The organism is Arthrobacter sp. ISL-95 (assembly GCF_018613695.1).
Taxonomy (GTDB): domain Bacteria; phylum Actinomycetota; class Actinomycetes; order Actinomycetales; family Micrococcaceae; genus Arthrobacter.
Genome location: NZ_JAGGPR010000008.1, coordinates 109,582 through 131,758, shown reverse-complemented (window position 1 = coordinate 131,758; position 22,177 = coordinate 109,582). Strand labels below are relative to the sequence as shown.

Here is a 22,177-nt window from a genome sequence, read left to right as displayed (position 1 = left end):
GACTTGTCGCTGGCGGAACTGGTATTGACCACAGCACCTCGATTGCTTCAGTCTCCTCGACTCCTCTGCCATTTGCCCGCGGTCCAGGATTCGGCCCTTGTGCAGCAGTGGCAAGGAGCCGGCATCGAGCGCTTTGCACACTGCTGCGGCGATCGTGGAACAACGTCATCTAAGTGCTAGTTCACGTGAGTAGCCGCGAGCTGTCTCCCTTACTCACCGATTCCCTTGCGTCATCAGTACTGCCTTTGACTAGCCAGCTATGCTGAGGAACGCCGGTGGGCACGGTAGGGACGTGGCGGCAAGGACCATCGTCACTGCTCGCGGAAGGACAAACGAATGGCTCGGCCAACAGTGCAGGACGTCGCCAGAACGGCGGGTGTTTCCGTGGGCACTGTGTCGCGCGTCTTGAACGGGAGCCCGGCTGTCAGCGAGGCGGCCAAGGAGAAAGTCAACGCCGCCATCCGTCAACTCAGCTACCGCCCTCTTGCTTCGGCGCGGGACCTTCGCCGGGACAGGACAATGCGCGTCCTCGCTCTGGCCAAGAACCTGGACTCTCTGGTGATCAGTGAAGTCTTTCGAGGAGTCGGCGACGCTGCCGCAGACTCGGGCTACGTCAGCCTGATTGCAGCGACCGACGGAGACTTGGACCGCGAGCAGCAGCTCGTGGACATGCTGCGGAACGGCTCCGTGGACGGTCTGGTGATCTTTTCGCCAACGATGCCCGACGACGACGTCAACACAGTCGCGGAGCAAATGAGTGTGGTCCAGGTCTGCGAAATTGTCGACGCCGAGGCTGCATTTGGAGTGTCCATCGATGACCACCAGGCGGCCTACGACATCACCAACCACCTGATCAACACCGGCGCCAAGAAGCTGGCCATGCTCGCCCACAGGGGTGCCCGCTCGGGCCGGTTGCGAGAAGAAGGCTTCCGCCAGGCACTGACGGAGTCGGGCTTGGAACAAGACCAGATCCTCTTGGGGGAGGGAAACTTCGGCTTCCACTCGGGTCGTACCCTCGCTAAGAAGCTCCTCAAAGCAAAAGACCTTCCAGACGCAGTATTCTGCGGGACCGACATCGTCGCAGCCGGGTGCGTCCGGGAACTCACCGACGCGGGCCTAAAGGTCCCCGAAGACATCGCCGTAGCGGGCTTCGATGACTCGGCGCAGGCGGAAATGTGCGTGCCGGAACTGACCACCGTGCGGCAGCCGGCCTACGAAATGGGCCGAGTCGCCTTCGCGGAGCTCCTTGAACGGATGACAGTTCCGGGCGAACACCGCCGCGGCCGGACCTTCCTCCCGCACGAACTCGTCATCCGGGACTCCACCAAATAAAGAGGGTTGACAGCCCTTAGCGGTCCCTGTCACACTACTTTGGAATCGATTCCACGGCCGCAAGGCCGATTCTTTACAGCACATTTGGAATCGATTCCACGGATCACAAGCACCAACGGCAAAGAAGCCACCCTCAGAACGCGGGACAGCACAAACGCGCGCTGAACTCCACCCGCCCACAGACCCCAAAGGAGCCACTTGTGGACTTGAATCGACCTGCTCTCCCGCTCCAGGACAAAGCCACAACACGAAAAGCCCTTGCCGCGACAGCTATAGCCGCAGCCCTCCTGCTCAGCGCGTGCGGCGGGGGAGCAGCACCCCAAGGTGCCGAGCAAGCGGCAGCTGCCGATCCGTCGTCGGGCGCTAACGCCAGCGGTGCCGTGAACATCTGCGGCGTCAAGGACGCGAGCGGCATCTATAAGGGCACGGCGGAGGCGTTCACGAAGGCGAACGGCAAGGTCACGGCCAAGTACACGGAGATCGGCGCCACCACCGATGAAGCCCGCACGCAGATTGTGCAGCGGCTCGAGGGCAAGTCCACGGAGTGCGACCTTTTCGTCACGGACGTCATCTGGACCTCCGAGTTCGCCTCCCAAGGCTGGCTGCTCGATCAGACCAAGCTGGTGGAAGCCAACAAGGACCGGCTCATTCCCTCCACTGTGGAAACCACCAAGTACCAGGACAAGTACTGGGCCTCGCCGTTCTTCACCAACGCCGGATTGATCTACTACCAGAAGGACAAGGTAGCCAAGCCCGAGACCTGGCAGCAGCTTTACGCGGAAGCAGCCAAGGCTCCCGGCAACGGATACGTCTACCAGGGCAAGCAGTACGAGGGCCTCACGGTGAACTTCCTCGAAATGCTCTACAGCGCAGGCGGCGAAGTGCTCAACGAACAGGGCGACGTCACAATCGACTCCAAGGAAACCCGCGACGTCCTCAACTTCATGAGCGACGGCCTCAAGAACGACTCAGCCGACCGCGCCGTCCTCACCTACAACGAAGACCCCGCCCGCCTCGCCTACGAGTCCGGCGACTTCGGATACCAGCGCAACTGGCCACACGTGTACCGCCTGCTCAACGCGACACCGCTGGCGTCCAGCTTCGCAGTCGCGCCGCTGCCCGCATGGGAAGGCGGCAAGGCCTCCGGCGTGCTCGGCGGCTGGAACTTGGCGATCTCTGCCCACTCCACCAACCAGGCCGGGGCTGTCGCGTTCATCGACTTCGCCACCACCCCGGACTGGCAGAAGCACGTGGCCATGGACTACTCGCAGGCCCCGGTGAACGAGGCCGCCTACTCGGATCCGGCGGTGCTGCAGAAGATGCCGTTCGCCACGGAACTGCTGGGCTCCGTGAAGGGTGCCAAGCCGCGCCCGATCTCCCCGGTCTACCCGCAGATCTCGCAGGCGATCTACAAAAACGTCTACGCCGTCCTCTCCGGCACCGCCTCCACCGAAGAAGCCGTGCAGAAGATGGCCGAGGAAATCACCACCGCTAAGGCGAGCTTCTAAATCATGGCCACCAAGACAATGGCACCAAGCCGCGTCAGCGGCCGCGACCGCGCCGAACGGAGGCTCGCGCTCCGCATGACCGCCCCGTCGCTGGTCATCATGGCGCTGGTTGCGGCGGTCCCCATCGGCTACGCGATCTGGCTTTCGCTGAACCAGTACAGCGTCCGCACTGCAGGCCTGTCCCGTTTCGTCGGGCTGGAAAACTACATCACCGCCCTGAGCAGCTCCGAATGGTGGGCGGCCTTCGGCCAGACGTTCCTCTTCGCAGGCCTGTCAGTCTCGCTGGAGTTGGTGCTCGGCACGGCCATGGCGCTCCTGCTCAACCTCGCGTTCAAAGGCCGCGCCGTCCTGCGCACCGTGGTTCTGCTGCCGTACGCGATCATCACCGTGGTCAGCGCCATCACCTGGCAAACGATGTTCCAGCCCAACATGGGCCTGGTCACCAACGTCCTCTCCACGCTGGGGCTGCCGGGCGGCGACGTCGTCTGGCTGGGTGAGCACGGCTACGCGATGGCCGTAATCGTCATGGCCGACGTCTGGAAGACCACACCGTTCGCGGCGCTCATCATCCTTGCCGGTCTGCAGGTCATCTCCGCCGAAACCTACGAGGCCGCAGAACTCGACGGCGCAAGCAAATGGCAGACCTTCGTGAACATCACCCTGCCGCTGCTGCGACCGGCGATCGTCCTCGCCGCGATCTTCCGCACCATGGATGCCCTCCGCGTCTTCGACCTGCCGTTCGTCCTCACCCGCGGCGCCAATGGCACCGAATCCATGTCCATGCTCGCCTACACGCAACTGCGCGAAAACCGGTTGGTGGGTGAAGGATCTGCGCTGTCCATCCTGACCTTCCTCACCGTCATGGTGGTCTCGGTCATCTACGTCCGCTTCGCCGGCGGCAACATCCGCGACGTCGCGAAGGAGGAACAATGAGCACACTGACTGCAGAACGCCCGACGGCGGCACTCGCCACGCGTTCGAAGGCACCGAAGCGTCGCTTGCGTGGGGAATCGAAACTCCATCCCTTGGTATGGGTGTTCGTGGTGGCCGTCATGGCTTTCTCGCTCATTCCGTTCTACTGGCTGGTCAACACCTCGCTCAAGAAAGGTGCCAGCCTGTCCAATGGCGAGCTCTTCCCGAGCCAGCCAACCTTGGAGAACTATCTGGTGGTCTTCCAGAACCCCGAGTTCCTCCTGGCCTTGCGCAACTCGGTGATTATCGCCGTCGTAACTACAACAGTGGCGCTGGTCTTCGCGTCCTTCGCCGCCTATGCGCTGGCCAGGCTCAAGATGCGCCGGAAGGCGATGATCCTGACGCTCATCCTGTCGGTCACCACGTTCCCGGCCATCGCCATCGCGGCCCCGATGTTCTCCATCTGGCGCGAAATCGGCCTGTACGACACATTGCTGGGCCTCATCATTCCGAAGCTGACGTTCGCGTTGCCGCTGGCGATCTACACGCTGACGTCGTTCTTCAAGGAGATCCCGCGTGAGCTCGAGGAATCCGCGTACATGGACGGCGCCACACCGTTTGTCGCGTTCCGCAAGGTCATCCTGCCCCTGGCAGTCCCAGGCCTGGCCACGACAGCGATCCTGGTGTTTATCTCGGTCTGGAACGAATTCCTCCTGGCCGTCACGCTGACCACCTCGCCGGAGTCCCGCCCTGTCCCGGTGGCAATCGCGTTCTTCAGCGGAACCAGTGAGTTCGACCAACCCCTCGGCACCATCAGCGCCGCGTCGGTGATCATCACGGTCCCGCTGGTCATCCTTGTACTCGTGTGCCAGAAGCGCATCGTTTCGGGCATGACGGCCGGCGCGGTCAAAGGCTAAGCCGTTTTCAAACCATTCAGAACCACACACTTACGACAACCAAGAAAGAACAGGAACAAAGTGAGCATTCAGCAGCAGGCCTCGTCCGCAACCCTCAAGGTGGGAGTTGTGGGCATCGGTTGGGCCGGCCAGCAGCACCTCAAGGTGTACAGCAACATCGACGGCGTCGAGATTGTCGCCGTCGCCGGCATGGAAGAAGACCTTCTTGCTCAGCTGAAGGAGGAATACAGCATTCCCCACGCGTTCGCCCGTTGGGAAGACATGATCGAGCTCGAAGGCCTCGACGCCGTCAGCGTCGCCGTGCCGACGTTCCTGCACGCGCCCATCGCCATTGCGTCGCTCGAGCGGGGACTGCACGTGCTGAGCGAAAAGCCGTTGGCGCGCAACGCCGTCGAAGGTCAACAGATGGTGGATGCCGCGCGTAAGGCTGGCCGCGTGCTGGACGTTGCATTCAACCACCGCCGTCGAGGCGACATCCAGGCGCTCAAGGAAGTGATCGACGCCGGCACGCTGGGTCGCCCGTACTACGCCAAGGCATCCTGGCTCCGACGCCAAGGCATTCCGATGCTGGGCAGCTGGTTCACCAACCCGGAGCTCGCCGGAGGTGGTCCGCTGGCTGACATCGGCGTGCACGTGCTGGACTACGCCCTGCACTTGCTTGGGGAACCGAAGGTCCTGGCGGTCTCGGCCTCCACCCACTCTGAACTCGGACCGCGCGGCCTCGGCGGCAACGCCCGCTATACAGCATCGAACTCCAGTCATAAGTTTGAAGTGGAAGACTTCGCATCGGCGTTCATCCGGTTGGAAGGCGGCGGTACCTTGATCCTGGAAGCGGGATGGGCAACCTACCGCGACGAGCGGGACTTGATGGACTTCACCGTTTACGGGACCGACGGCGGAGCGGACTTGCGCTCGGTCGGCGCCTCCGAGAACCCGGTAGCGGATGTGCACGTCTTCACCGAGAAGGACGGCGAGAACGCCGACTTCGAAGTGGTGGCCGAACCCGGGCGAGCCCACCAGGCCGTCGTCGACGATTTCATTGCCGCCGTGCGCGGTGGCGAGACCGTGTGGGGAAGCCACGACGGTTCCCTTGCCCTCAGCCGAGCCCTGGTCCTCGATGCTTGCTACAAATCCGCCCTCGAACAACGTGAAGTGGTGCTCTGAAATGTCTGAACAGAAATTGAAGGTGGTCGTCTGGAACGAGGCCCTCCACGAGGCCCGCAACGAGCCCGCAACTATCGGCGAGATGTACCCGGAAGGGATCCACGGCGCCATTGCTGCCGGTTTGCGCGGCTTCTACCCGGACTCGGAAATCTCGACGGCCACGCTGGCCGACCCCGAGCACGGACTTTCCGAGGAAGTTCTTGCTCAGACCGATGTGCTGCTCTGGTGGGGGCATATTGCGCACGAAGAAGTCGCTGATGAGGTGGTTGAGCGCGTGCAGCGCCACGTCCTCGGCGGAATGGGCCTGGTGGTGCTGCACTCCGGGCACTTCGCCAAGATCTTCACCCGATTGTTGGGCACCACGTGCTCGCTGAAGTGGCGCAACGAGGGCGAACGGGAACTCGTATGGACGGTCAAGCCTTCGCACCCGATCGCAGCTGGCATTGAAAGCCCCATCGTCATTCCGCAGCAGGAAATGTACGGCGAACTGTTCGACATTCCAGAACCCGATGACCTGATCTTCATCAGCTCATTTACCGGGGGAGAGGTGTTCCGCTCCGGTGTGACGTTCTCGCGCGGCAAGGGTCGGATCTTCTACTTCAGTCCCGGCGACCAGGAATACCCGGTGTACCACCAGCCGCAGATCCAGAAGGTCATCGCCAACGGGGTTGGCTGGGTGGCGCAGCCTGGTGTGTTCCGGGAGGCGCCCGAGGTCTCAAACCCGGCCCGGGGCTGGTTCGAGGAAGCGTAGGGCGGAGGCGCTCTCACCTATGGTGCCTGCTGCGATGGCTGCCTGACAGATCAGCGTAAACACCCAAGGGCGCCGGTAGCCGGCCGGGTTAAGCTTTAGGCTCGCTGATATGGGCAGTCAGCATCAGTTGTCGTACCGCTCTCTCCTGTCTCGCCATAGATAGCGGTCTAGAATAAGAGCGACAATCATCACTCCTAGCCCGATTCCGAATGCGGTCAGCGCACCACAAATCGGCCAGAGCACAGCGAATGGAACGAAACCTGCTAGGAATGTAATTATACGGCGCATCCGGAGGGTCACTTTCATGAAATGACGCTACCACGGCACTCTGGCCGCGGTAGCGTCTCGGCTGGACTGGTTTAACTCGTTACGACGCTGTTGATGAATGCGTATAGTAATCCGCCTGCGATCATGCAATCGAAGGGCCGACTTGTGCACCATTTATTGAGGTCTAATTCGCTCCGAGGCGGCTGATCCGCGATTAATTGCACTATATTGACGGACCCCACGTTATAGCCGTCCCTATAGCCGGTAAGTGTGCCGCTACAAGCGTAAGGATCTTGGCTGTTCCAAACTGTCGTTCCCCAACTGCTTGCGCAAAAGTAATCGACGCCCCCGGTGGCGTTGGCTGGTGCAGTGGCTAGCGGGGTTAGGACTGCGCTGATCGCCATGGCGGACCCCAAAAGCGCCCTCCGCAGTTTTACGTGCCTCTTCGACGGAGCAGTGGTCGGGCCTTTGCTTAGTACATCTGACTGCATGATTCCCCAGATCTGGAATGGTCTAAAAGTCCATTCCTCCTTGTTGATTCAAGGCCAAGTTACCTTGATGCGTCGAACCTAAATGAGATTTGACTTTGAGCTACAACGCGGCGGGAGGTACCTTTCGTTGATGGTTAGCGGGGGGGGGGGGAATCCGGAGATCGAAGCAGCATCCGCCGAGCACTCGTGGTGTTTGCAGTGTTGGCAGTTCTAAGAAGAGGGCCTGCGCATGCATATGAAATCACGCGGCAGTTGCGTGCATCGCACGAACTTCTTGCGTGTGAGAGTGACCTATACGCAATCATGAATCGATTGGGCCGCCAAGGATTGGTCGATCATAAGTGGGAGCTGTCACCTACCGGCCCGCCGCGAAAGTGTTATCAATTGACAAATGAGGGATTTGAAGCCTTGGAGCACAGGCACGCAACTTGGAGAGAGCTCCGAAAGTCTTTGCTGGAACTTTTGGAGACGGGCTCGTCGAGTATTTCGGGGCCAAATTCTCGTCGCGCAGTACCCAAATGGAGGACGGAATAATTTTCAGATGGCACCTAAAGGGGGGGCTGAGGTGCTACCCATGCCCACCCGCCCCCAACCCCGCTCCTACAGCCGCCACGAACGCGTCTGTCTCCGCTGATCTCCTACTCTTCAACCACAGCGCCGACGTCCGCCAAGCCATCGGATCACCAACCAGCGGCCGCCACACAATCCCCGAAGGCAACGGTGTCCACGGCTCCTCATTGAAGTGCACCCCGCGCCCGGCCATGATCAGCCCGTGCGTGAAGTGCTGATTCCTTGCGTGCACAATCGCCGCTGGCAGGTACCCGGCATCCCGGCACGTTTGAAGGAACGAGTCGTACAACGTAGGGGCCATGTGGCGCGGGAAGATGATCAGCGGGCTCCCGGCAAGGTCGCCCAGCCGCACAGAGGAAGCAGAAGCCAGCGGATGCGCAGCATTCATCACCACACCAAGCGCCCGCGAAAACAACGGCCCCGACTCGAAACCCACGCTACTCAAAGGGTGACGGACTACCGCAACGTCCAGTTCGCCGTCGCGCAGTCGCTCAACCTGTTCAACGGTGGTGAGCTCGTGCAGATTGAGCAGAACGTCAGGGGCAAGGGAGCTAAACGAAGAAACCATCGTGGACAAGGCAACCGGGTTTGTATCCGGAGGAACCGCCACCTGCAGGATCCCCGAAGCACCCGGCCGGATCCGCCGCATCGACTCCTGCGCCATGGCCACGTGATCCAGCACCCCACGCGCGTGCTCCAGCAGCAAAGCCCCGGCTTCGGACAGCTCCACGCCGGTGCGCCGACGATGAAACAGCAGGACGCCGAGCTCTTTTTCCAAGTCCTTGATGCGCTGTGAGAGTGGCGGCTGGGCCATGTGTAAACGCTGTGCCGCGCGCCCGAAATGCAGTTCCTCGGAGAGCACCACGAAGTACTTGAGATGGTGAAGGTCCATCGCGGAACCATATCAGTTTGGTATCAAGACGAGTAGATATTGATGTTAGACGGGTCACATTCGCTGATGGTCAGATGGGAATCAAGAAGCCCCAACGAGCCAAAGGAAACTCCCCAATGTCCCAGGACGTCCTCTTCGAACAGACCGGCCCCACCGCCATCATCACCCTCAACCGCCCGGACAAGCTCAACGCCTGGACCGAGGCCATGCGCAGCGAACTCATCGACTACTTGGAAGGCCTCAAGGGCAACGACGAAGTCCGCACGGTCATCCTCACCGGCAGCGGCCGCGCGTTCTGCGCCGGACAGGACCTGGCCGAGACCGCCTCCATGAACCCCGAGGATCACGAGTCCGCGGAGGCCTGGATCGACGGCTTCGACCGCCTCTACCGCGCCGTCCGCAACCTGGACCAGATCACCATCGCCGCAGTCAACGGCGTCGCCGCCGGCTCCGGCTTCCAGTACTCGCTCCTCGCGGACCTCCGCGTCGGCGATTCCAAAGTCCGCATGGGCCAGCCCGAAGTCCTCTCCGGCATCCCCAGCATCACCGGCATCTGGGCCATGTGGAGCATCCTCGGCAAGTCCAAGACCTCCCAGTTTGTCCTCACCGGCGAGCTGGTGGACGCTGCCGAAGCTCAGCGTCTGGGCCTCCTAAACTACTTGGCGGACGACGGCGGCGTGCTGGCTTACGCCAAGGACCTCGCCGCTCGTTTGAGCCTCCTTCCCCCGGGTGCAGTCCGCCTTACCAAGAACCGCCTGCGCAGCCTCGAAGACGACGACCTCAGCGATGCCATGGCAGAAGCCAAGCGCGTGCACCGCGAGGCCTACGGCACCGGCGAACCGCAGCGCGAGATGGCCCGTTTCCTCGCCGGCCGCCGCTGAGCCGCGAAGCAACAGGAGCAGGAGGCAAACCATGACAACCACAGCAACCCAAGACCGCTACACCGAGCTGCGGAACAGCCACCGCTGGGAGGTGCCGGAGTTCTACAACATGGCCGTGGACGTCGCCGACCGGCACCCAAGGGACAAACGGGCACTCATTCTGGAGTCCGCCGTCGAAGGTCAACGTGAGGTGAGCTGGGGCGAAATCCAGGACCGCTCCCGGCAGATCGCAGCGACGCTCCAAAAGGCCGGCATTAAGAAGGGCGATCGCGTCGCCGTCCTGCTGCCGCAGCGTTCCGACACCCCGGCCGCCTACCTCGGCGTGCTCCGGACCGGCGCCATCCTGGTCACCATGTCCTTGCTCTGGGCCGCGGAGCCCATCCGTTTCCGGCTGGAGGACAGCGGCGCGTCGGTGATCATCGCCGAGGAGTCAGCGAAGCACCTCTTCGGGGACTACGAGGGCACGTTCATCGACATCGACGGCCCGGCCATCAAAGAAGCGCCCACGGCCTTCCAGGATGTCGAAACCAAAGCCGACGACCCCGCCCTCATCTTCTACACCTCCGGGACTACCGGCCGGGCGAAAGGAATCGTCCACGCCCACCGGACCCTCCTTGGCCACAACGAGTTCGAGTACTGCCACCAGCTCGGCGACGGGGATGTCTTCTATGGCGCGGGGGACTGGGCGTGGTCGTTGGCCAAGCTCATGGGTCCGCTCCGGCTCGGTGCCACGCACCTGGTTTTCCGTCCCAACGGCGGCTTCGACCCCGCAGCCCTGCTGGACAGCATGAGCCGCCACCGCGTCACCAGCGCGCTGGTCAACCCGACGTTCCTGCGGAAGATGCGCGAAGACGTGCCCGACGCCGGTGCTCGCTTTCCGCTGTCCCTCCGGACGGTTTGCTCGTCCAATGAGCCGCTAACGCCGGACCTGATCACGTGGTTCGAGGGGCAGTACGGGGTGACGCTGCTGGATTACTACGGTTCCACGGAGTCTTACCCGCTGCTGGGAAACTACCCGGACGTGCCCGTGAAGCCCGGCTCGATGGGTCGTCCACTTCCTGGATGGGAAGTCCGCTTGCTGGACGAAAACGAGCAGGAAGTGGCCGCAGGGGAGACCGGTGAGGTCTGCCTCCGCGCGCGATCCAACCCGCAATTCCCCTTGGGATACTGGAACATGCCGGAGGCCTCCGCCACTGCATTCGGGGGCGGTTGGTACCACACCAAGGACCAGGCCTACGCGGACGATGACGGCTACTTCTGGTTCCTGGGGAGGACCGACGACGTCATCAAAACCTCAGGCTACCGAGTTGGACCCTATGAGCTGGAGGCAGTCATCCGCGAACTCGATCCCGTGCGGGACGTGTCCGTCACCGGCGTGCCCGACGAGCTCCGCGGCCAGTCCATCAAGGCTTGGATCGAACTGATGCCCGGTCACACTGGGGGAGCGGAACTGAGCGAAACCATCGTGGCGCACGTGAAGGAGAACTTCTCCCGCTTCGCGTATCCGCGATTCATTGAATACGTCACCGCGCTGCCGAAGTCGGCCACCGGTAAAGTCCAGCGGGCCCAGCTCCGCGAACTTCCCCACGTTGTAGCCTCTCCCCGCCTCGAAGGACAACAATCATGAATACGATGACCGAGAAAGTTGCTGACACTGAGTCTTCCCCCCGGCGCAGCCTCAAGCGCGTCGCCGCGGCAGCCGCCGTCGGAAATTTCGTGGAATGGTTCGACTCCGCGGCTTACGCGGTCATGTCCGTCACCATCGCGAAGCTCTTCTTCCCGGATTACTCCACGACGGCGTCACTTCTGGCCGTGTGGGCGATCTTCGCCGGCGGCTTCATCGCCAGGCCGCTCGGGGCAGCTTTCTTTGGGCGCTACGGTGACCGGATTGGGCGCAACAAGATGCTCGGCCTCTGTGTGGTGATCATGAGCGCCGCGACATTCTGCATCGGTATCCTGCCGACGTTCGCGGTGATAGGAGTGTGGGCTCCGATTCTCTTGTTCGTGTTCCGGGCAGTTCAGGGCTTCACTACTGGTGGTGAGTACACGGGATCCTCGGCCTTCATCGTGGAGTACGCACCGGAAGGCAAGCGGGCTACGTACGCCAGCATTATCCCGGCCACTGTTGGCCTGGCTTCGGTTGCCGGTGCGTTGCTGGGTGTGGCGATCACTTCTACGTTGAGCACTGCTGATTTGCAGGCTTGGGGCTGGCGGATTCCGTTCCTGCTCGCAGCTCCCCTGGGCTTGATTGGGCTGTACATCCGTTCCAGGGTTGATGACACTCCGGTGTTCCGTGCTCTCGAGAACACCGGTGAGGTGGCCAAGCGGCCTCTGGGGGATGCCATCCGGATGTGCTCGCGACAGATTTTCACGCTCTTTGGATACAGCATCACCAACGCGATCGCTTACTACCTGATGAGTAGCTACATGATCGCGTACATGACCTCGAGCCTTGGCTACTCTTCGGCTGAATCGATGATCACGAGTGTTATCACGATGCTGGTGTACACGGCAGTCTGCCCGCTGGCCGCTCGTGCCAGTGACCGGTACGGCCGCAAACGGATGCTGCTGGTGGCCTGTGTTGGCTTCGTGGTGATGACCATCCCGGCGTTCTCCATCATGCCGCTGGGTCTCGGCTTCGCGATCCTGGGGACCAGTGTTCTGGGTGCCTTGGTGGCCGTGATTGGGACCTCGAACGTGCCGGCTTTGGTGGAGATGTTCCCTTCTTCGGTCCGGGCATCCGGATCAGCTATTGGGTACACGCTGGCCTACGTACTGTTCGGTGGAACAGCTCCGTTTGTGGCTACCGGCTTGGTAGCTGGGTTTGGGACACCGTTGGCTCCGGCCTTCTACCTGATGGGCATGGCTCTGGTGTCCGCAGTAGTTGTAGTCCTGTTCTTCCGGGAGACAAAGGATCTGTCGCTGTCGCGGACCACGGTTCTGTAGAGGCGTTTGCTTGAAAGAGGTTGGATAGGGCGCAGGTCAGAGCCCAGTCCAACCTCTTTCTTATGCCCGCTGAATCCGCTTTTCATACAATCGATGGATGAATGACTAGCTTGAGCCGTGACTGTGCCGTAGGGTCCTTGGATGGGGAAAATATTACGCCGCGCGTACGTAGTGCTCGCAGTCTCTATCGCGGGTGCTTCAGCCACCAGCAGCTGTGCCATTCCGGGAGAAATACCCCCGGCATCGACAGCTATCGCCGAACCGGGCAGTCCTACACCTACACGGCTGTGCCGTCTTGTCGAAGGCGTCCCTGCGGCCAAAGAGGACTGTGTCGTAGCGGATCCCGAGGCGGCTATGGCAGTCAATGAGCTCTACCGCCAGCGAAGAGCTTTGACCCCGGACATGCAGAATCATCTCGCTTTCTATCTTGACCCGGCGCGCAGAGCACTTGATGCGCTCAGCGAGCCGCCCACTGCGAAGGTGGTAGTTGAACAGTTCGAGCTAGTTGGGCTGCCACGAGACTCGGTGCAGACGGATGACAATGGGAACGGCGTGCGCTTCGGGGTGGCCTCTCCACAAGGTGGATGCCTGTTCGGATTCGTGGCCCTCGACGGCCAAGTGGACATCTCTACAGGCGGAAGCATCATGGACGGCGGATGCTTGGACATGGTGGGCCATTGAGCGCCATCGCATGGCTAAACGCCACGCTTCCCAGCACCTAGGACACCCCCAAACACCACCTAGTTGCCCCAGATTGACCCCTAATTTCGGCCAAATCACCACCTAGTTTCGGCTTTCCGCCCTGTGGCGCACCAACCCGCCCATAGTGTCCTTCTCAGAACGTAGCCCCGGATTAAATGCGGGGCCGCTGGAGTAGACAACTATTGGGGTTGGGGAATTGAAGCTGAGTCAGCAACAGAGCATTGCCGCCGCTGTGGATCAGTGGATCACGGGGATACCCGGACGGATACCGGGCCACGTCATTTTTGTTGAGAATCCCGAACATGCCGATTACGCGAAGACGCTTGCCGGTGAGGGCTCTACGGTCTTGGTTCTGAACGGGGACAAAGCCGACGAGGGCATTATCCCGGTATCGGGGTCCTTTGATGCCGCCGGGGAAGAGCTCCTGGTGGACGGCACCCTCAGCTTGGAAATCCAAGACTATGTGGCCATCCCTTTCGTGAACCTCGTGGGTGTGACGGTAGTCAGGATTACCACCGAGGAAGACTGGCAGGCCTTTTTCGACGACGCAGAAGAAGCCATCCGTTCCGGCTACTTTGTCCAGCAACTCACTGAAGTCAACGCTGTTTTGGCGGAGCGACGGCTGTTAAGCAGGGCCTCAGAGGACAACCTGCTGCTGACGCGGCTTCACATCGCGTGGGATGGCTCCGTAAGGACCGGGCCCTACGGAACCAAAATCGGCAAGGTAGGCGATTCGCTGACTGACATCAGAGTCCGGGCCGTTTCCTTGAGGCCGGAGTCCGCGGTGGCCGCGGTCTATTACCCCTGGGACATTCAGGACTCCCTCGAGGCCAAGCCCTGGATCCCGCGGTACCTTGCCGCACTGGATGCTTGGAAGTTCGTCCCTCGAGAAGACAGGGCCAACACAAGCCTGGTCGGATTCGGCATCAGCCTATACGGCGCCACCCTCAACGATGGCCTGCCGCCCGCGGATTTTCCCTTTATCCTCAAGAAGGCAACGGATCACACCCTGCTGGACACTAAAACAGGCCGGCTCTTCAAGATCGGTACTGACGCCGCCGCCATTATTGAGGCCGTCTCCAATATGAGGGACATCAAGGCTGCCGCCAGGGTGTTGGCACCCGCCCTCAAGGTTTCAGCTGGTGTGGCTGAAGGTGCGGCCAGAGCGGTGGTCACACACTTTGAGCAACTCGGTATCGACATCATCGGCACGCACTGATGAGCGTTGTGCCGGTACTTCCAACGCCACGAACACAACGGCCACTCTGGGTTCCGCTGGTTACTCAGCACGGCTTCGATGAGGCGAGCTACACAGCAGTCAGCGCCGACGGCGTCCACGTCACCTTTGAGGACGGCCGGCAACGGATCTGCGCAAAGAGTGGTCTGTGGAACACGAACCTCGGCTATGGGAACCAACAGATAGCTGCGGCTATTGCCAAGGAACTCCACACCGCCTCCTACCTTCCCCTTTTCCGCGCATCCCACGGGAAAGCCGTCGAGGCTGCAGGAGTTCTTCTGAGTCTGCCCGCCCACGACTTCCAACGAGTGGTGTTCTCCACCTCCGGCGGCGCAGCCAATGACGCGGTGATGAAGCTCGCCCGTCACTACTCCGTCTTGAACGGGCAGCCCGAGCGGAAGCTCATCGTGGGACTGAGCGGCAGCTACCACGGGCTGACATATGGAAGCCAAGCCCTCAGCGGCGATGAACTGGGGCAGGCGGTGTACGGCGTGGACCAGCGGAATATCCGCCACATCAGATTCGACGACGACGGCGTGGAACTGACCCGGCTAATGCAAAGGGAAGGCCACAGAATTGCTGCGGTCATTATGGAACCTGTTCTGGGTTCAGGCGCGGAATCGGTGCCCGACGCTTTCGTCGAGGAGGTCATCAAGCACCGGGACCAGCACGGCTTCCTTCTGGTCGCGGACGAGGTTGCCACCGGCTTCGGCAGGGTGAACGGCTGGTTCGCCTCCGATTCGTGGTCCCAGCAGCCAGACATCATCGTCACGTCCAAAGGCCTAACGAACGGCACCAGCGCATGCGCCGCACTCCTGGTGGCCGACCGTGTAACTCAACGCTTCGACACAACGGAGTCCATCTTCGTTCATGGAGAAACCCAAGCCGGAACCCCGGCAACGTGTGCCGCCATCCTCAGCACCATCGCTGAAATGAAGCGATTGGACCACCACACCCTGAGCAAGCAGGTGGCGGAGGGCCTCAACAAGCTCATGGAGGAACTTCAACGCACCCCCGGCGTAGGGAACTCAACCGGCCGCGGCTGCATGCGTGGACTGAAGCTTCACTCCAAAAACGGTATGCCGCTCTCTTCTGAAGGCGTCGCAGCGGTGGTGCAGAGCATCCACCAAGCCGGCGCCATGGTGCAGCCAGGGCCTGGACGGATCCAGCTGCTGCCGGCACTCACCTACACCGAGGAGAACTTCGCAGAACTCCAGGCCGCGATGGAAACCGGTCTGGCGTCGGCCCAACGGGACGGAGTTTTCGAATGATTGTTGATCACGGATTGAGGACGCGGTGCATCATTACCGACGACGGGATGGTACCCAAGTACGTCGGCGGCCTCACCCGCGGCAAAACGGGCCTGGTAGTGGATCAGGACCTCGGAGTACACCGCGACAAACTCCTTGCAGGTGACCTCAAAGGATCTGCTGTCCTGGAACTGAGCGCGGCGCCGGTCACGGTGGAAACGCTGAGAAAAGTAGGCAGCTTCCTCCGCGAGAACGGGCTTCAGACCGTTGTGGGACTCGGTGGCGGCTCTATCCTGGACGCTGTAAAGCTCGCTGTGCTCTTCACTGCTGACCCTGCTCTGACGATCTTTGCGGAGCGCCACGCCAGGCGCTCCGGTCTGCTGGTGCTGCCGCCGATCACGAACCCCAAAGCTCGTCCGAAGACCATTCTCATGCCGTCTACCGTGGGAACCGGCGCTGAAGTTAGCGCTGTAGCGTGCCTGGACACCGCCGTCGGACGCCGGCTGATTGCCTCGCGCAACTTGGCGGGTGATGTTGCAGTGCTCGACGCCGGGCACCTCGCCACCCTGCCTCAGTGTCTGGTTTTTGAAGGCCTGCTTGAAGCTCTCCTGAGGGTGGCAGGGACCATGGTGGGCAGCCAGCACAGCATCTTCGACGACGACGGCCATGTCCTCATCCAACGGATCGTCCGGTTGGGAGAGCGCCTGATGCTGCACGACGCGCCGGAGCTCCGGTTGACCGCGGCCCGCCTCAGCATGGAGACGCACACGGGATGGGCCCTCATAGGGCGCAATCCTTACGGGGCGAGGCACTGGTACCTCGCGAACGAACTCGCTTACGTGACGGGGACGCGAAAAATGACGGCAACAGCCTCAGTGATCGGTCCCATCTGGGAGGAAATCGCCCATGGTGCCGCAGCTTGGGGAGACCACGGGCGTCTCCGACAGCTGTGGTCCATGGTCACCGAGGTAGTCCCTGATCTGGACCCTGAACCGGCTCCAGGCATCAACGATCTGATGCGGCGTTGGGGCATCTCCGGAATCGAGACCATCGGCGAGGCAACGCTGCTCCGAACCACGGAAGCCGCCATCCGGAATTGGGGCGGAGCGCTCCCCATGCTTCGCGGCATTGACGCTGTGCAGATTCACCACGTCCTCACCGCTGCGGCAAGAGGACACCACGTCTTGTCAGGCCCCAAGGGCGATCTACGAGCAGGCAAGAGGGAGGAGGTGAGTACATGAACAGCACAGCACTCAAGGCTTTGGACCTCAACATCCAAGAGCTGGAGGCTATGGACGTTCCGGACGACTGGGACGAACGGATCAAGGGTGTCACTGCAGGACTGGCATTGGTGGGCATCGCGGTGGCCATCACCTGATCGCACCACTTAACAAAGGCAAAACATGCACGGAGGGGAGGTGAAAACAAATGCAAAATCAGCTCAACATCTCCATCCAGGAAATCGAATCGATGGATACCCCGGACTTCAACAACTGGTTCATAGGTGTGTCACAGGGAGTTGCCATCGGCTTGATAGCCGTCAGCATCACCTAAGACCTGAGCTCCGCCCGCATCCAGAGCCCAAGAAAGGAGGAGCCAATGATCGCAACCTCGAACCTGCAGCTGACCATCGAAGAGCTGGAGAACCTCGACACCCCGGACGATACACCGTGGTACATCCGCGTTGGTGACGTCATCATCATCGCCGGCGTCGTCGTCGGCCTCGCCGCTACCTAAGCCAGTGCACGCGGGTGGTGCCATGTTCCGCCGCCACCCGCGTGTAACGCCGGACCACCATCCAAACCGGAGAACACGAGCTGATGAATACCGCACCAGATAAGACCGCCGACGCCATTTTGCGGATCCTTGGACATATGGATCCGCCTGAGGATTTATACAGTGTTTCGGGATCGCGCCTTTATGACCAGATCACGGCCAAGGACCTCACCGAGCTCCCTGAGATCCTGGCCGCCGTACGCAAGACCTCCGGGCCCATCTTGGAACTTGCGGCAGGATCCGGGCGGATCACGCGACCGCTCCTTACCCTGGGCCGTCCACTGACCGCCGTCGATTCGTCACCGGAAATGCTGGCAATGCTGAAAGAGAAGGCCGCTACTAAAGCCTTCAATCCCCGCCGCGTGCAGCTTGAGTTAGTGGAGGCGGACATGTCGCGCTTTGAGGCCGACGGCGGTTTCGGTTGCGTGGTTCTCGGTGCCAGTTCCATCACGCTCCTCGATCCGGCCGGCCGCTGGGAGCTGTTCCGCAGAGTGCGCGATTGCTTGACGCCGGACGGACAGTTCCTGTTGACGGTCCTGAATGCGGACAACCACCACGCCCCGGTAAGCGACAGCGGCCGCTGTACGGTTTCGGCACTTGGTGAAGATTCGTTTCTGATCACTGCGGAAGGCCGGGACCCTGCCAACGGAGCGCGTCACGTAACCATGATCGATGTCAGCTTCGGCGTAGACGGGACATACCGATCTTCCGCATATGCAAGCGACGTCGCCTTTCTGAGCAACACCCTCCTTGAGGAGGAGATCGCTGCCGAAGGACTAAGCATCCTTGAACGCAGGCCGGTGCGGATAGCGTCGCCGAGCCCTGGTTTGAACGACGTGGAGCTATGGGTTTGCGGCAAATGAGCGTAGATGCCGTACGAACGCTCCACCCTTCATTGGGACTGGTGTCTGAAGCATCCATTTACGTACCCAACGAGGTGGGCCTGTGGCGAACCGTGGGGCGATTAGCCAATAGCGCACCGGGTGCTCGCCTTGCTTCCGCAGTGGGCGCTTTCGACGTCACGAAGCGGGCGTCGTTGACGAGAGGGGCAGGCGAAGCGGTTGAGCGATTCGCCTTGGTTCCCGTACCTGAAGATTCCGAGCATTTGCTTGCCGGGAATGGAAGCCTCGGCACGAAAATCGACTTTGTCGGCGCCGGCCTAGGTCACGCGTCCGCCCTCGCCTGTGACCTCCCTTGGTATCGTGCCACTGATCTGCTGACTGGAGAGCCCACGCTGGTGCCAGCCCCTGTTGTGGACTACACCCCTGGAAGTGGACCGTTGAACTCTTGGGATGACCATTTTGATCCCTCGCCCAACGGTGCGGCGTCCGGACCGTCGGAAGCCTTCGCCCAGGGCGCGGGTGTCGCAGAGGTCATGGAACGGGATGCCTTTCTCAGCGCATGGCGCCACAGGATTTCCCTGGAAAGGTTCGACCCTGAAAGCATGCCCGTAGCTGTGCGTCAGGCACCGGAGGCCAGAGGACTGAGCCTGCTCCTTGTTGCTGCCCGGGCAGTCGGCGTGGAGTCCACCCTTGCCTTCATTCCAAGCGGCAACAGTCCGTTGGTAACCGCAGTGTGCATCATTACTGAGGACAATGGATCCGCTGAATTTGGCGCTGTGGGACTTAAGACAGCCTCGGACCCCGTCAATGCCTTAAGAGGAGCGCTTCAGGAAGGCCTGCAAATCCGGGAGCTCTTCCTCACCCGCGCACAGTCTGCCAGCCCGGTTACCGCGGTGGCGGACACACCAGTGACCGACGATGATTCCCGCGCTGACTTCTGGACAACTGCGCCGGCGATCGCTGAGTTGCGGCAGTGGGTTGCATCCTTCAAAGCGTCCTGTTTTCCGGGAAACCGCCCACTACATGATGTGAGGACTTTGGCGCAGTATTTGGCCGAACGAAACATCCGCTCTCACTGGGTCAGCCTCACTCACAGGCTTCCCTTGGCGATCCAAGAGCTAGGTTGGGTGGCCGGCAAGGCCATCTGCCCGGGGGCCGTTCCTTTGACCATGGACGAGACCAAGGAATTGTTCGTCATTCCGGGCTGCCCTTCGACTCCGCATCCCTTGATATGAGCAGGTTGGGAAGGACAGCCCAAAGCGAGCTCGAGTGGCCGGTTCAGCTTGCGCCGTCTGCTTCCATCGACGTGCCGCTGCAGGAAGGCGGGCCGTGGATAGTGGCCATCAACGGTGTGCCGAAAGCGCGGGTCTCGTCCGACGTCGCCGGTGTCTTGAAAGCAGTGGACGGCAACATGCACCCGGCCCAGGTCGCCCAGCTGATGGGACCAGTCTGGACGCCTGCGGACGTTGAAGGGATTGTGCGCCAGCTGGCACATACGGGAATTTTCGACCCCGGCGCCAGGCCAACTGAGGCTCGACGGGTCCAGTTCAGGCCGCCCTTCACCGTGCAGTTCACTCTGTTCAATCCGGCACGGCTGTTGGAGACGTTCCGCCCCATAGTCGCAACCATGATGAGACCCCGTGGGGCCATCGCGGCCTTGTTGCTTCTGCTCAGTGGACTGATCGGTGCGTTATTGGCGGGGCCGAGTATGTGGCGTGTCCTCTCAATGCCGCTTCCCTTGGAGGCCTACCTATATGTTGTGGCAGCGATGTTCGTGTCCACGTTGCTGCACGAACTGGGCCATGGCATGGCGCTCACATACTTTGGCGGTACCCCGCGGCGGATCGGCATCATGCTGTTCTACCTGTCTCCTGCGTTCTTCTGCGACGTCACCGATGGGTGGCGATTGAGTTCCGGGAAGCAGCGGGTGCTCGTTGCCCTTGCTGGTCCATTGGTGCACGTTGCCTTGGGGAGTATTGCCATGACGGTGCAGGTGTTTCTTCCGGAGTCATCAGTGAAGGACGCAGCTGTTCTCTACGGGATGATTTGCTACGCCGTGGCGGTGCTGAACCTCTTTCCGTTCATCAAATTGGACGGCTACGTAGCCTTGATGTCCGCCGTAGACATTCCCCATCTCCGGAAGAAATCGATCGATGCGTTGGCAGACGTCGTCAGCTCACGCGTTCTGGGGTCCCGGCGCGCTTCACCAAGCAAAGGTGTTCTGCCTTGGTTCGGTCTAGCGAGCTTCTTATCAGGCATGGCCTTCATGGTAATCGGCTACCAAAGAATCGTGCCGATCTTCCTGCAGCTTGGCTACGCTGGGCACCTTGTTGTGTTCGGTGTTCTTGGCCTGTTGCTTGTGATGGCCGCCAAGAGTGTCTTTCGGTTTTTCCGTGGTGCAACCCGGAATGGAAGCCCGGCGTGGAGGCAGATCCTCGTTGTCGGCGTAGGGGTCTTGGCTGTCGGGGCGCTTATGGCGCTCGTTCCAGTAAGGCCCGTAACCGTAGCCGGCTATACCTATGCAGACGGCGACTTGCTGGTGGTGGCCCCGCTGCAAGGCTCCGGCAAGGCGTTCGTACCCGGTGATCGTGTCACTCTGCAATCGCAGGGAATGATCATCCACGAAAACCTGGGCCGGGCCACCATCGGTGCCCCGCCGCCGTCGAACTCCATGGCAGCCCTGGACACCCTTGCACCCGTCGCCCTGGCCGGCAACACCCTGCCGGTACTTGCCTATCCAAGCGAGTTGGAATCAGGGATGAACTTGTCTTCCTCCGGACGGGCCGAAGTGACAAGCCAACAGGAGATGAGCTTGGGGGAGTGGCTATGGGATGCGGCCGTGAACTCGCCGCTATGGCCGGGCCAATCCGGGCAAACCACCGAATCCACGAGAGGGCACTCATGACAATCCACGCCAGCTTCGAGGCGTTCAGTAAGAAGAGGGGCGCGCGGTTCGCTGTTGAGGACCTGACCTTCGACGTTCGGGCCGGACGTGTGGTGGGACTGATTGGTCCCAACGGCGCCGGAAAAAGCACCGCGCTCGCAGGGCTGACCGGTCTTTTGGAAGCAACGTCCGGGCGTGCAACCGTCTTCGGCCGTGACTACCGGACACTGCACAGACCCGCCACCAAAGTTGGCGTGAACCTGGACGGCATGGATGTGGAGCCCGGACTGACGGGACGCCGGCAGCTGCACATCTGCCAGCTGGCAGCGGGGGCTGATAGGGGGAATGTAGAGCGCGTGCTTGAGTTGGTGGATCTCGCATCGGAGGGAAACAAGAAGGTACGGGACTACTCGCTGGGCATGCGCCAACGTCTGGGAATTGCTTCTGCTTTGGTGGGCAGCCCGGAACTGCTGGTCCTTGATGAGCCCGCCAATGGCCTGGACCCTGAGGGTATCCAGTGGCTGCGGAGGTTCCTCCGGGAATTCGCCGCGTCCGGAGGGAGCGCTCTTGTCTCAAGCCATCAGCTCATGGAGTTGGAACAGGTTGCGGACGAAGTGGTGATTCTCAAGCAACGGACTCTGTTCCGAGGCACGCTCAAAGAGGCCAAGGCCCTCGGTGGAGGCAGCCTGGAATCCGCGTACTTCAAGATACTGGAGGGCTCCCGATGAATGGCGCCGCAGTCAGTATCATGGCGGGTGGGCTACGCTCAGAGCTCCTCCGGTATGTCAGTGGTTATTCAGTTCTCGGCATCCTGGCATTCACCGCACTGATCCCTTGGTTTGTTGCTAATTTTCT

At 61.3% G+C, this 22,177-nt stretch carries 22 protein-coding genes; 21 read left to right on the top strand and 1 reads right to left on the bottom strand.

The genetic code is table 11. The annotated features are described in order from the left end of the window. Window positions 1-336: 336 nt before the first annotated feature. The 7 genes from J7I86_RS12735 (at window position 337) to J7I86_RS23300 (ending at window position 7,876) form a co-directional block, all read left to right on the top strand. Window positions 337-1,332 carry a LacI family DNA-binding transcriptional regulator gene (locus J7I86_RS12735; protein ID WP_214820363.1) on the top strand — a complete coding sequence of 332 codons (996 nt, stop codon included), beginning with the start codon at window positions 337-339 and terminating at the stop codon, window positions 1,330-1,332. A 200-nt stretch (window positions 1,333-1,532) separates the two neighbouring features. Further along, window positions 1,533-2,840: an ABC transporter substrate-binding protein gene (locus J7I86_RS12730; RefSeq protein ID WP_214820361.1), complete on the top strand. Its 1,308-nt coding sequence runs from the start codon at window positions 1,533-1,535 to the stop codon at window positions 2,838-2,840. Window positions 2,841-2,843: 3 nt separating this feature from the next. Further along, the gene (locus J7I86_RS12725) at window positions 2,844-3,773 is read left to right on the top strand and encodes a carbohydrate ABC transporter permease (RefSeq protein WP_214820359.1); all 930 of its coding nucleotides are present in this window, start codon (window positions 2,844-2,846) and stop codon (window positions 3,771-3,773) included. Next, entirely contained in the window at window positions 3,770-4,669 is a 900-nt protein-coding gene (locus J7I86_RS12720; protein ID WP_214820357.1) for a carbohydrate ABC transporter permease, read from the top strand. The genes J7I86_RS12725 and J7I86_RS12720 overlap by 4 nt, the downstream gene beginning before the upstream one ends. 60 nt (window positions 4,670-4,729) lie before the next feature. Then, a complete protein-coding gene (locus J7I86_RS12715; RefSeq protein WP_214820355.1) occupies window positions 4,730-5,833 on the top strand; it encodes a Gfo/Idh/MocA family protein in 1,104 nt (367 codons plus the stop codon). A gap of 1 nt (window position 5,834) precedes the next feature. Continuing rightward, the gene (locus tag J7I86_RS12710; RefSeq protein WP_214820353.1) at window positions 5,835-6,584 is read left to right on the top strand and encodes a ThuA domain-containing protein; all 750 of its coding nucleotides are present in this window, start codon (window positions 5,835-5,837) and stop codon (window positions 6,582-6,584) included. A gap of 944 nt (window positions 6,585-7,528) precedes the next feature. Further along, the gene (locus J7I86_RS23300; RefSeq protein WP_214820351.1) at window positions 7,529-7,876 is read left to right on the top strand and encodes a PadR family transcriptional regulator; all 348 of its coding nucleotides are present in this window, start codon (window positions 7,529-7,531) and stop codon (window positions 7,874-7,876) included. Window positions 7,877-7,910: 34 nt separating this feature from the next. On the opposite strand, the gene J7I86_RS12700 is transcribed toward J7I86_RS23300, so the two are convergent. Next, the gene (locus J7I86_RS12700; protein ID WP_214820350.1) at window positions 7,911-8,804 is read right to left on the bottom strand and encodes a LysR substrate-binding domain-containing protein; all 894 of its coding nucleotides are present in this window, start codon (window positions 8,802-8,804) and stop codon (window positions 7,911-7,913) included. Window positions 8,805-8,920: 116 nt separating this feature from the next. On the opposite strand from J7I86_RS12700, the gene J7I86_RS12695 reads away from it, so the two are divergent. From J7I86_RS12695 to J7I86_RS12635, 14 genes are all read left to right on the top strand, one after another. Further along, window positions 8,921-9,685 carry an enoyl-CoA hydratase/isomerase family protein gene (locus J7I86_RS12695; RefSeq protein ID WP_159705968.1) on the top strand — a complete coding sequence of 255 codons (765 nt, stop codon included), beginning with the start codon at window positions 8,921-8,923 and terminating at the stop codon, window positions 9,683-9,685. A gap of 31 nt (window positions 9,686-9,716) precedes the next feature. Further along, window positions 9,717-11,312 (top strand): acyl-CoA synthetase, encoded by a 1,596-nt coding sequence (locus tag J7I86_RS12690; RefSeq protein ID WP_214820349.1) that lies wholly within the window; start codon window positions 9,717-9,719, stop codon window positions 11,310-11,312. After that, window positions 11,309-12,631 (top strand): MFS transporter, encoded by a 1,323-nt coding sequence (locus tag J7I86_RS12685; protein WP_214820348.1) that lies wholly within the window; start codon window positions 11,309-11,311, stop codon window positions 12,629-12,631. The genes J7I86_RS12690 and J7I86_RS12685 overlap by 4 nt, the downstream gene beginning before the upstream one ends. 141 nt (window positions 12,632-12,772) lie before the next feature. Further along, window positions 12,773-13,312 carry a hypothetical protein gene (locus J7I86_RS12680; RefSeq protein WP_214820347.1) on the top strand — a complete coding sequence of 180 codons (540 nt, stop codon included), beginning with the start codon at window positions 12,773-12,775 and terminating at the stop codon, window positions 13,310-13,312. A 217-nt stretch (window positions 13,313-13,529) separates the two neighbouring features. Beyond that, window positions 13,530-14,552: a daptide biosynthesis RiPP recognition protein gene (gene mpaB / locus J7I86_RS12675; protein WP_214820346.1), complete on the top strand. Its 1,023-nt coding sequence runs from the start codon at window positions 13,530-13,532 to the stop codon at window positions 14,550-14,552. Next, entirely contained in the window at window positions 14,552-15,841 is a 1,290-nt protein-coding gene (gene mpaD, locus J7I86_RS12670) for a daptide-type RiPP biosynthesis aminotransferase (protein WP_214820345.1), read from the top strand. Before mpaB ends, mpaD begins: the two co-directional genes overlap by 1 nt. Further along, window positions 15,838-17,061 carry a daptide-type RiPP biosynthesis dehydogenase gene (mpaC, locus tag J7I86_RS12665; RefSeq protein WP_214820343.1) on the top strand — a complete coding sequence of 408 codons (1,224 nt, stop codon included), beginning with the start codon at window positions 15,838-15,840 and terminating at the stop codon, window positions 17,059-17,061. The genes mpaD and mpaC overlap by 4 nt, the downstream gene beginning before the upstream one ends. Next, on the top strand, window positions 17,058-17,198 hold the full coding sequence (locus tag J7I86_RS12660; RefSeq protein WP_214820341.1) for a daptide-type RiPP: 141 nt from the start codon (window positions 17,058-17,060) through the stop codon (window positions 17,196-17,198). The genes mpaC and J7I86_RS12660 overlap by 4 nt, the downstream gene beginning before the upstream one ends. 50 nt (window positions 17,199-17,248) lie before the next feature. Further along, window positions 17,249-17,374 (top strand): daptide-type RiPP, encoded by a 126-nt coding sequence (locus J7I86_RS22870; RefSeq protein ID WP_272941661.1) that lies wholly within the window; start codon window positions 17,249-17,251, stop codon window positions 17,372-17,374. A gap of 45 nt (window positions 17,375-17,419) precedes the next feature. Then, window positions 17,420-17,557 (top strand): daptide-type RiPP, encoded by a 138-nt coding sequence (locus J7I86_RS12655; protein ID WP_159705956.1) that lies wholly within the window; start codon window positions 17,420-17,422, stop codon window positions 17,555-17,557. An 83-nt stretch (window positions 17,558-17,640) separates the two neighbouring features. After that, the gene (gene mpaM / locus J7I86_RS12650) at window positions 17,641-18,459 is read left to right on the top strand and encodes a daptide-type RiPP biosynthesis methyltransferase (protein WP_214820339.1); all 819 of its coding nucleotides are present in this window, start codon (window positions 17,641-17,643) and stop codon (window positions 18,457-18,459) included. Then, window positions 18,456-19,673, top strand: a complete 1,218-nt coding sequence (locus J7I86_RS12645; protein ID WP_214820337.1) for a YcaO-like family protein — start codon at window positions 18,456-18,458, stop codon at window positions 19,671-19,673. The genes mpaM and J7I86_RS12645 overlap by 4 nt, the downstream gene beginning before the upstream one ends. Next, window positions 19,670-21,343 (top strand): daptide biosynthesis intramembrane metalloprotease, encoded by a 1,674-nt coding sequence (gene mpaP, locus J7I86_RS12640; RefSeq protein WP_214820335.1) that lies wholly within the window; start codon window positions 19,670-19,672, stop codon window positions 21,341-21,343. The genes J7I86_RS12645 and mpaP overlap by 4 nt, the downstream gene beginning before the upstream one ends. Beyond that, window positions 21,340-22,050: an ABC transporter ATP-binding protein gene (locus J7I86_RS12635; RefSeq protein ID WP_214820333.1), complete on the top strand. Its 711-nt coding sequence runs from the start codon at window positions 21,340-21,342 to the stop codon at window positions 22,048-22,050. The genes mpaP and J7I86_RS12635 overlap by 4 nt, the downstream gene beginning before the upstream one ends. Window positions 22,051-22,177 lie beyond the last annotated feature (127 nt).